6 protein-coding genes and 2 pseudogenes are annotated in these 10,804 nt (G+C 31.5%); 3 read left to right on the top strand and 5 right to left on the bottom strand.

Annotated elements, in window-relative coordinates; translation table 11 throughout:
• Positions 1 to 472: pseudogene (locus tag AAIE21_RS26200) on the bottom strand (glucosaminidase domain-containing protein); the annotation flags it as partial.
• 618 nt (positions 473 to 1,090) lie between these two features.
• On the opposite strand from AAIE21_RS26200, the gene AAIE21_RS26195 reads away from it, so the two are divergent.
• On the top strand, positions 1,091 to 1,972 hold the full coding sequence (locus tag AAIE21_RS26195) for a VanZ family protein (RefSeq protein WP_481858716.1): 882 nt from the start codon (positions 1,091 to 1,093) through the stop codon (positions 1,970 to 1,972).
• Positions 1,973 to 2,414: 442 nt separating this feature from the next.
• On the opposite strand, the gene AAIE21_RS26190 is transcribed toward AAIE21_RS26195, so the two are convergent.
• A complete protein-coding gene (locus AAIE21_RS26190; protein ID WP_343269395.1) occupies positions 2,415 to 3,569 on the bottom strand; it encodes a thioester domain-containing protein in 1,155 nt (384 codons plus the stop codon).
• Positions 3,570 to 4,330: 761 nt separating this feature from the next.
• Between AAIE21_RS26190 and AAIE21_RS26185 the strand changes: the two genes are divergently transcribed.
• Positions 4,331 to 5,719, top strand: coding sequence for a transglutaminase domain-containing protein (locus AAIE21_RS26185; protein ID WP_343269394.1), 1,389 nt, complete (start codon positions 4,331 to 4,333; stop codon positions 5,717 to 5,719).
• 470 nt (positions 5,720 to 6,189) lie between these two features.
• On the opposite strand, the gene AAIE21_RS26180 is transcribed toward AAIE21_RS26185, so the two are convergent.
• On the bottom strand, positions 6,190 to 7,437 hold the full coding sequence (locus AAIE21_RS26180) for a multidrug effflux MFS transporter (protein WP_343269393.1): 1,248 nt from the start codon (positions 7,435 to 7,437) through the stop codon (positions 6,190 to 6,192).
• Positions 7,438 to 7,452: 15 nt separating this feature from the next.
• Complete coding sequence (locus tag AAIE21_RS26175; RefSeq protein WP_343269392.1) at positions 7,453 to 8,982, bottom strand: FAD/NAD(P)-binding protein; 1,530 nt, start codon at positions 8,980 to 8,982, stop codon at positions 7,453 to 7,455.
• Between the two features lie 242 nt (positions 8,983 to 9,224).
• On the opposite strand from AAIE21_RS26175, the gene AAIE21_RS26170 reads away from it, so the two are divergent.
• On the top strand, positions 9,225 to 9,674 hold the full coding sequence (locus tag AAIE21_RS26170; RefSeq protein ID WP_343269391.1) for a VOC family protein: 450 nt from the start codon (positions 9,225 to 9,227) through the stop codon (positions 9,672 to 9,674).
• Between the two features lie 167 nt (positions 9,675 to 9,841).
• On the opposite strand, the pseudogene AAIE21_RS26165 reads toward AAIE21_RS26170, so the two are convergent.
• Positions 9,842 to 10,569 (bottom strand): annotated as a pseudogene (locus tag AAIE21_RS26165) (IS4 family transposase); the annotation flags it as partial.
• Positions 10,570 to 10,804: the final 235 nt, after the last annotated feature.

Genomic DNA, 10,804 nt, shown 5'->3' with positions numbered 1-10,804 from the left:
TGAAGTAATACCAAGCACCGTTAATTGACTGCCAATTTGTTTGCATTGCTCCACTTCCATTGAAGTAATACCAAGCACCGTTAATTGACTGCCAATTTGTTTGCATTGCTCCACTTCCATTGAAGTAGTACCATATACTTCCTTCTTGTAGCCATCCTGTTTGCATCATTCCATTAGTGTTTAAATAATACCAAGCGCTACCATCAGACACCCACCCCGTTTTCATGACTCCGCTTGAATCTAAAAAATACCAGTTATTATTATTTTGTAACCAACCTTTTTTTACTGTCCCATCTGAATTGAAATAATACCATTTACCCTCTTGTTGGACCCATCCAGATTGAGTAGATAGCGTCCCACTTTCATTCGTTTTAATTACTGGTTTGTAAGCTGGTATAGTTTCTGCGCCTCCCTTTAGAGGAATAGAAATTATACTAGATGCTAGGAAAATTGCTGCGGTTTTTTTTAACATTTCCTGATAATACTCCTTTTATTAGTTATTTAGTTTTGTATGAACCAAACTACTATTTTAACAAGGAAGCAAGAAAAAACAAATAAAATATAATAAAAGTTTAATAATGACTAAGAAAAGTGATTAAAACGAAAGAGATTGCTACTGAGCATAAAAAACTTATATTACTGAAAGTAAATATAAAATAAGGGATGGTAATATATAAGTCTATATTTTCCATTTATTATATTAAGAAAATGATGGTATTAGAGATTAATTTATTGTTAGAAATAATAATATTTAGTGAATATATATAAGGGATAATTCTAAGTCTAGTTCTTCCATTACCAAAGTCGCCACTTTGTATAATTCATTGGATTAAGTTGGAGATTTTTTCTATTATCTTAAGGGTTTTATTGTTTGCTTTTTATCAATTTTACTTTTTTGTAAATTAAATTTTTTGTTGATGCATCATTACTACTTATATTAATATGTTTTTATTATTATATTTAAAAATAAATATTTAATAAAAAGTAATAAGATTATTCTTGAGTAATAGGAGGTTTTATTATCAAAGGTAAACATCGTAAGATCGCCCTCACAATATTAGGGTTCTATTCAATTCTAATTCTTTACTTTATGTTTCTTGGTTTTGATAGGCTGGGATTAAAATATATTAATTATGAATATCAATACCAACTAATTCCGACTAGTATCCCTTTAGGATTACCAAATATGACAGGTGAAGAAGACTTTAACCTATGGATTTTTAATTTTGGGAATTTAACTGCGTTCATACCTTTTGGAGTGCTGATTCCTTTGCTATATCGCTGTAGCTTCATTAGATTCATCACCTCATTTTGCATTTTTATCCTTATATTAGAAGTTTTACAAATGCTAACTTTTCTTGGAGGATTTGACATTGATGATGTAATTGTGAACGCAATGGGTGCAACAATAGGGTTTTTTGCATATAAAATAGGATCCCGTTCAAAAACTATTTTTAAAAAATTTATTATTACTTGCGTAACAGCATCTATCCTAACTCTAGGATTAATCGTTATTGTAGGTGAAATTAACAAATCATTAGAAAAGCAACAACAATCTCTCAAAAACGGAACTATTATAGGACTAAATCAACTAAAAGAAACAAATGAATATACACCGAATGATAACAATTTCCGTAGCTTTGAAATTGCTCATAAAAAAATTGCACCTAATTTAAATATGTATAGTAGTAATGGAGCTAATTTTCAGCAATTTAAATACTTACTAAAGGGTAAATATGTAAAAGTTTCAGGCTATCTTGGTATTCCAGATGGTGCTAGAAAGCGTTCCGGAAAGATAATTATTTCTGTGGATGGAAAAGATGTACAAACAATTCAATTTTCTCAAGAAAACATATCTACATCAAAAAGTTCTTTTGAAATAGAGTTGGATAAAGCAAATGACCTTTGTATCAAGTTTATCGATACTGATGCATTACTATGGGATGTTACACTTACAGAATGGAAAAAATAAGTCTTCCAACTTAATATATATGTCGAACTCATAAATAATAATCTTAGAAGTGAATTGTTCATCCAGCAGTTCACTGCAGCGTATATTTATTAATATAATGCTAACCCTAATTACAAACAAAGGGAGAAGAATGTTTATCACTCTTCTCCCTTTGTTTATATGACTATTTACAGGGCATTTATTAACCACTCCTGATCTAGAAATGGAATCTTCTCAGTTCCGTGACGAAAATAATATTTCCTCTCTCACAGCATTACTTCCCATATCCCCTATATTAAATATCGAGCAAATAGAATTTATTTCCATGATTTGACTATTTTACAAATGGAAATAGTTACTAGGTTTTCTCATTGTTTTTGTCTACCTATCCTTTCACAATCACATCTTTGTTAACGCTTACATTGATGTGAAAACATACCCCTTACTGCTTCTATGTTTTAAACTATGATTTTTTTCTTATTGTTAATATGCAGAACCCTAAAACAATAAATCCTAATCCTACAAATGGCATCATAGAAAATTTCGCTCCTGTTGATGGCAGAATGAATTGTTTGTTATTTTCTATATTTTCAGAATTTTCAACTTGCAGTTTTGCATCTTCATTTTGAACATTAAAAGTTTCTTTAGGACCTTCATATGTAGCATTTACTTTCGTAACTTTTAATTCTTCTATGACCTTTTTATCTTGTACAGTATGCTTTACAATTTGTTCATTCTCTTTAATCTCAATGAACCCTAACGACTTCCCTTTTACTACTATACCATTACTACTTTTTTCAATATTTTTTAGTAATAATGCAGTTGTATTTTGGACTTTTTGTTTACCGTCAAAAGTAACAGCTTGTAAATTCTGCAATTTCGCATTTACTTTTAGTTTTAACTCTTCAGTCGTCGCATTTTTAGGAATCACGATCTTAAATTTTTCATTTATCGTGAATTCGTTCTTCTTTTCACCTTTTTCATTTCTTATTTGAACTCCTTCTGATGCTCCTTCAATTTGAACAGAGTATCTACCATTAACTGCATTCGTTTTAATCATATATAAACTTGTTTCAACATAGTTCTTATTTTGTTTTAATGTTTGTTGTTCAGTAGGCACTACTTCAAAATATGTTTCCTGAACTTCAGTCCCCTTAGAAGCCTTTTCCACCAAATCTTTCACAAGATTGTAGACTTGTTGATTTTGTGGTTTTATATCAGCAATTCCAAATTTTCCAGCTGCAATCCAGATAGCTAATTGGGTTGCATAGTAAGCTTCTTCCTTTGTAGAAACTCCTAACTCTGCTGGTGTTTTTTGAGGATATCCGTAAAGTAATACTCGGTACACTAAATCATTTTCTTTACCGATTTCAGGAAGGTCATTTCCATTAGGTGAATCTAATTTAGGTGATAAACAATATGCAACATCTTGTTGTGATGTTTTAAGAAAATCTGACTTTATTTTTACTTCCCCATCTCTGAATTTTATAAAACTCCAGTCCATTTGAAATTTTTCTTGTTGTATGATCTCGGCTGCTGCTTGTGGAACAGAAACTCCTAGCAACATAATGATTAAACTTAAAAAACCAAACCATTTTGTTAACATCTTACGTTTCATTTTATTCCCACCATTCATCAAATTTTAAGGATAATTTTCTTTCATGTTGATTATGCTTGCTGTTAATATTTATTTAATTATTCAGAAAATTTAAAGTGCAAATAATGATTATATTTGATTTCTATAAAGTCAAATACTATCTACTAGTAAAATATACTTTTAAAGTGATAATTTACAAAACTTAATGGATTGTACACATTTTATTGTATCTTATCTCTCTTTATGTTCTTGCATATTTATTTTCAGAAAATTTAGCGTTTTGTATTTTTATTATATTTAGAAATAACAAAACTTGCAATTGTTTTTTTATGCAATATTGCATAAAATATAATTATTTATTTTGTTATAATTATATGATTGTGGATACCACTTCTGTCATAACGAGGTTAGATTAAGCGAACAAAAACAAATTTCTTCAAAACCAACTCATATGTAACTATATTTAATCAGTAGTTTTTAAACAACACTTTTGCTATTTGAAAATTTATACACCTCATTAAATGTTATTTTTAGTCGCTGATACGAGCTATATTAGCCAAGAAACTTACAAAACAACCGAAGAACATAGAAAAATTGAACATCAGTTTAAATGAAAAAGCAAAGGGCTGTATCAGCCTCGTTGGTATGGTTTAAAAAATTATCTATTCCATTTTTAGCTAGTTTTATTGATTTATAATATCAAATGTTTACTTTAGTTTTGCAATGCCCTCAATATTAATACTTGGTAGATAAATAGGTCGAAAGAAGGGAAACATAAATCAATGAAACAGAACATTAAAATTTTAGCTATGACGGTTGGTCTATCAATTATGGGGTCAACAGCGGCTACATATGCAAATGCTGATACAGGTTGGAAACAAACTGGATCGGTATGGAATTACTACAATGTAAACGGCATGAAGCAAACAGGCTGGCAGTCCATTAATGGCGCATGGTATTACTTCAATGGAAGTGGCGCTATGCAAACAGGCTGGCAAGCTATTAACGGTGCTTGGTACTACTTCAACAACAGCGGCGCTATGCAAACAAATTGGCAAGCTATTAACGGTGCTTGGTACTACTTCAACAACAGCGGCGCTATGCAAACAAATTGGCAAGCTATTAACGGTGCTTGGTACTACTTCAATAACAGCGGCGCTATGCAAACAAGCTGGCAAGCTATTAACGGTACATGGTACTACTTCAACGGAAGTGGCGCTATGCAAACAGGCTGGCAAGCTATTAACGGCGCTTGGTACTACTTCAACAACAGCGGCGCTATGCAAACAGGCTGGATTCAAGATAATGGTAAAAAATATTACTTAGAAAGTAATGGTGTTTGGAACCCAAATGCTGAATCTACAAATAATATTGCAAGACCTGATGGGCAACTGTTAGACGCATTTCAGAATGAAATAAAAAAACATATTAATAATCAAGAAGAAAATATAACGATGACATACAAATCCAAAAACTCTAATATTAATGAGGTTATGGATACACTTGTTAAAGAATACGACAAGGCAGTCGAATCTAATGAATACTTAAATTACAATATCGCAAATACACAATACTCCATTCGTGGTATTCCAGGAAATTACACGTTTACATTAAAGATTACATACCGTGAATCTAAAGAACAAACGAACTATGTGAGGACACAAGCGAAATCCATTATCAGTTCCATTGTTCAAGCTGGTATGGATGAACATGAAAAAGTAAAAGCAATTCATGATTATGTTGTAAAACATGTCTCTTATGATACTTCTTTCCAAGCTTATACAGCATATGAAGCTTTAGCAAATCGTTCTGCTGTTTGTCAAGGATATGCATTATTAACATATCAATTGTTGAAAGAGGCTGGAGTAGAAAATCATATTGTAACAGGAACTGGGAATGGACAACCACACGCTTGGAACCAAGTGAAAATTGAAGGAAAATGGTACCATCTTGATACAACTTTTGACGATCCAATTCCAGATGTACAAGGACGAGTAACTTATTCATACTATAATCTGTCAGATGAACAAATCGCTCAAGACCATCAGTGGGATCGTAATAAATTTGCAGCAGCAACAACAACTTACTCTAATGAATTAGCAAATAAAATCAAATCAGGTAGCTCAAAATCATGGAAATACCAGGAGATTTTAAAAGCCATCAAACAATAAACTGTATGTTTTGATGCAAAAATTTCATACACTTGTAATTAATCTTTAAGTCTTAAACATGCTGATATTATTAATCTACAAAAGATGAATAATATCAGCATAAAAAACACATTTACTCAAGTAGAGGGTATTGCAAAACCAAAATAAACATTCGATATTATAAATTAACAAAACTAGCTAAACATGGAATAGATAGTGATTCAAACTATACCAACAATAATAAACTCTCATACTCCAGTTATATATTCACATTCATCCTAATCATACGCGTTATACAGTATCAAAAAGGCTATAAAGTACTTTTTAAAAGCACTTTATAGCCTTTTAATTTTTTGCACTATTACACTAAAATCTTAATGCTTTTGTTCTAATCAGTATTGTGGGAGAATCAAGTAATCGATTTTTCCCTTAACTTATTTGGGTTACATATCTAGATATTAGTTTTTAATGAAAAATAATTCAAAAATAAGCTAGTTTTTTTCTTTATATTGCCTGCATTCAGTATACTTCTTCGCACTATAATGTGAACTATGTTTAGAACCCTTCCAAACGAGTGAATAAAAAACTAAAACTAATAAACTGCACGACAAAGTAATTGTAACTATCATCGGCGCTTGAGAATGAACATGAAAGCTGCCAAGAATCAATCCACAAATTGCACCAAAAATCATTTGGATAAAGAAAAACAATCCAGACGCAGTTCCAGCAATATGCGTAAAAGGCTGCATAACCGCCGCTTGACAAGCAGGAAAAATACCACCAACTCCCACCATAAGTATAGCCATAGGCAGTAAAATCCCTATTACTGCACTACTATTAACATACATAGCAACTAACATTACTATTGCTGCCCCCAGCGCCAATAAGCTTTCATACATAATTACATTATCGATTCCAATCTTATTAGAATACCTTCTAGTAAATGTGGTGCCTACAATATAACCTAAAATTACTATTGCATACATACCACCATATACAATAGGTGTTACTTTAAAAATATCTTGAAATACAAAAGAAGATGATTGTATAAAAGAATAATAAGCACACCATGCAAGACCTATAGATATGCTATATGTCAAAAATAACCTATGATTTAAAAGATATTTGTAATTTTTCACTATTATCGAAAAATTCGTGGCACTTAAGTCCTTATGTACATTTGTTTCTCTTAATCCGAACATACAAAGTAACAAGGACACTAAAGAGATAAAACTTAGAATTAAGAAACCAGATCTCCATGTAAAGTAAATTTCTAAATAGCCACCAAGAATGGGCGCAATTGCTGGGGTAATAGCAATCGCAGTCGATAAATACGTTAATATTCGAACTTGATCCTTACTTGCAAAAGTATCTTTTGCGATTACCCGAGCTAACACAGTTCCACAACATCCACCAAGAGCCTGCAAAAAACGGCCGATAATTAACATATATACGTTACTAGCTATTAAACAAATAATCGTGGCAATTAAATAAATACTTAAACCAGCTAATAAAACAGGTTTCCTCCCATATCTATCTGAAAAGATACCACATACTAATGTGGAAAAAGCATACCCAATCATATATATACTTAGCGTAAATTGTAACTCATTACTATTTGTATGTAGAGCCTCAACCATATGTGGTAAAGAAGGAATATACAGCCCAATGGAAGCTTGAGGGATACATACAAGCGTAATCAAAATGAAAATAAGCAAAGATTGATTTTTATGTTTCATTTTTATGACCCCTGTTTAATTTAAATTCGCGACTTTCCGATCCTTCCTTAGAGATTGATTAACTAACTCAGAAATATCTTCCGCTATCGCTTTAGCGTGTTTTGCAATCATCTCCATTGAACTTGTATAATAATAAGTTCCACAAGTTATATGCCCTAGCGCTCTTAAACCTTTATTCAATTCACCATTCTTTCCAATTAAAGTACCTGAGCTAAATTCAGTTTTTAATCCACCATAAGTATCAGTTACTGCATAACCATCTCTAATTAAGGACTCAACCAACTTGCTTCCACATAATTTGTTTAGATTTTTAGTAGGTCCAGTTGCATTAATAATCCAATCATACATTACATATTCCCCATTATTGAATTGTGCACAAAATGTATGGTCTTTTTGACAATTAATATTGGTAATTCCTTTCTTTATTAATAGTTGCTCATCATTCATCAATTTTAGTATTTTAATCGCATTAGTTATAGGCATGGGATTTCTTCTACTTTGAAAGATACTATCATACTTATCAAGATATACTTTTTTATCTTTCTCATTTAAAAAATGCCAGTACTCTTCAATTATTTCATTCATTGCTAACAATATAGATTGCCATGATCCCTGTATTTTACTATTTCTTATCTCTGCTTCTAATCTTTTTTTTATATCTGTATCTTTATAATTAGGTAAAAATATATATTTCCACTCTAAGTCCAGTACATCAAACTCTTCTTTTATGAGTCTGGCAATATCTCTTAATGTAATTTTCCCATCTCTACTCAAAAGAAGCTGAATTAATGAATCCCGAGTCAAATACTTAAGCTTATAAAGTTCAATTTCTCCTCTAACAGAAGGCAGCTCTCCCCTCCTAGATAACATATCTAACCTTCCCACATGCCCATTCTCTTTAAGAGCTAAACAAATATCTATAGCTGTTAAACTAGATCCTAAAATAGCAATTTCCGCATTCTTTGGTATAAATGATATTCTTTCCTTAAATGGATAAGGGTTATAAATAAATTGTGATTTCCCATTCAGATTGTAAAAATCATTTAATCTTGTGCTTCCTATACATAATAAAACTTGATTATACTCTTCCGTTTCCTCATCACTTGTCGTAACAATATAGTTTTTATCCATTTTTAATATATTTACTACCTCGTTATATTTAATATTAACTCTAATATTTTTCTTTAAAGCCCTTTGAATACTTTTTTCAAAAACATTCTTCAAATATTCTCCAAACAAGCTTCTAGGAAGAAATTCTTCTTGTTCAAAAATCATTCTGTATTTACTTTTATACCACTCCCAAAAATGATTAGGTTTATCCACCATAACAGACATCTGCTTAGAATCTCTATTTAATAGTAATGAGCTAGAATCATCTTGGTAAGCAACACCTGGACCAATAGAAGACTCTTTTTCATATATAGTAATGCTTATTTGGGGCTTTAATTCGTTACTTTTACTGAGATTTACTGTTAGATAATGTAATAATGAAACACCTGCTGCACCACTACCAATAATAGCTATAGAGTTTTTTAATTGACTCATAACAACCTCCTATTTTAGTCAAATCTAATTTTCTTTCCTTGAGTAAACTTTTTTTACATAGAACAAATTATATAATCCTAGAGTTAAGTTGTAAATCTCATAAAAACTTTCTCAATGCTTTACATCACTCAAATGTTACAAAAAAAATCTCCAACTTTCGAATGATAAAAAATCATAATAATACAGTTAAAATGAGTTTATAAAAAGAGAAAGCATCAAATTAGGTTATGGAGGGATGTTAAATGATTAAAGGAATTTATGAAGGTCACTTACCTGTAAGTAACCTTGAACAATCCATTAAATTTTATGAAAATTTAGGGCTCGAATTGGCTTCTATGGGAGAGAACCTAGCTTTCTTTTGGATTGAAAAGGGGAAAAGTTGGTTGGGATTATGGGAAGGGAGTCAAGTACAAATCCCTTACCACGTTTCAATTCGTCATGTTGCCTTTCAAATTGACCTCGAAGATATGAAAAAAGCAAAAGCATGGTTAAAAGAACGGAGTGTGGATGTAGTAGATATCTTTCATTTCTCACCCGAACGCCAACCTTTAGTACTCCCTAACTATCCACATGCCCACGCTGCAATATATTTTGAGGATCCGGATGGAAATCTGTTAGAATTCATTTCACCACTTAGAATTGATGGTAAAGAGAAATTCGAAATGATGGAATTAAATCAATGGAATGAATGACCCCTCCTTAGCATTTTTGTGAGTCGTTTGAAGAAGGGAAATTCCTATTTCAAATTTACAAGGAGTAAGATACATGCCCATCAACTTAAAGTATATTTTTATACAAAATGCGGTCTTTCCATATAGTTTTTTATTATCTTTTATAGATTTTATAAAAGTAGGCATATCAAATAAACCCTGACGGGTTTCAATTGAGCGGGTTTTGTTTTAAATACCACTGTTTCGAATTCTTTTTTATATATTTTAGTGGGCAATTTAAGACGTGATAAATAATATCCTTGCTTATCTTGGATAGACTTAAAGTCTTGTAAACGAAAATATCCTAAGTCACGGATATATAGCTCATTCTTTTGTGTCACGCCTGTTCGAGTCTCACTATATGCCTGATCACTTCGTTTTCCAGGTTCAATTTTTACATTAGAAAATTCTCCACTCAACAAATCATACTCTAGTTGAATTTTCACACCAGCTTTATGACTACATCCTCCGGCACCAGGATAAGTAGCTGCAAATCGATCTGGAAGTTGAAAGGTTGTAGAATCAAGGATGCGAATCCGCTCAAAGTAAGCAGAAAGAGAATGAGAAATTGTAGAAGTGTAGTAAATACATTTCGAAAGAAGACTACAGAAGCCGAGTTAAACCGTCGATTCAGTCCCTCGAGACTTAATAAAATTTCTGTTGAAGTTTCTAATTGACTACAAAGTTGAGTAAGAGAGGTAGTAGCGATTTGTTGATTTACCAATACACACAAAGATAAAAAATGGTGCCCATGGCACTTACGCTTTCGTTTCATTCCGCCTGCTTCTATAGCTAATTGATTCAGTACATCGGGAGACATATAGCAATATAACTCTTCAGCAAATAAATATAATTCATGTTTTTGATGCATATTCATAAAAAGCACGTCACCCTTTCTCATTAACATAAGAAAATAGTAACGTGCTTTTAAATTTGAAAATAGCCTAAATGCTTAAGTTGATGGATGTGGGGTAATTAAAAATTATGTTTAAGAAATCTCTTTTAATCTGGTTTTCGTTTTAATATTATGATAAATCTGTTAAAATAATAATAGAGATACTTTTTTTAGAAAAAATGACATCGGGTATTCTATTTGAATAGCAGGTCAAGGT

Source organism: Paenibacillus sp. 102, from assembly GCF_039549175.1.
Taxonomy (GTDB): domain Bacteria; phylum Bacillota; class Bacilli; order Bacillales; family Bacillaceae_G; genus Bacillus_A.
This window is presented reverse-complemented; position numbering and strand designations above follow the sequence as displayed.

Excerpts from the sequence above, each read along its gene's own strand:
- AAIE21_RS26195 (WP_481858716.1), top strand. The coding sequence starts at position 1,091 with ATGTTTCTTGGTTTTGATAGGCTGGGATTAAAATATATTAATTATGAA.
- AAIE21_RS26190 (WP_343269395.1), bottom strand. The coding sequence starts at position 3,569 with ATGAAACGTAAGATGTTAACAAAATGGTTTGGTTTTTTAAGTTTAATC.
- AAIE21_RS26185 (WP_343269394.1), top strand. The coding sequence starts at position 4,331 with ATGAAACAGAACATTAAAATTTTAGCTATGACGGTTGGTCTATCAATT.
- AAIE21_RS26180 (WP_343269393.1), bottom strand. The coding sequence starts at position 7,437 with ATGAAACATAAAAATCAATCTTTGCTTATTTTCATTTTGATTACGCTT.
- AAIE21_RS26175 (WP_343269392.1), bottom strand. The coding sequence starts at position 8,982 with ATGAGTCAATTAAAAAACTCTATAGCTATTATTGGTAGTGGTGCAGCA.
- AAIE21_RS26170 (WP_343269391.1), top strand. The coding sequence starts at position 9,225 with ATGATTAAAGGAATTTATGAAGGTCACTTACCTGTAAGTAACCTTGAA.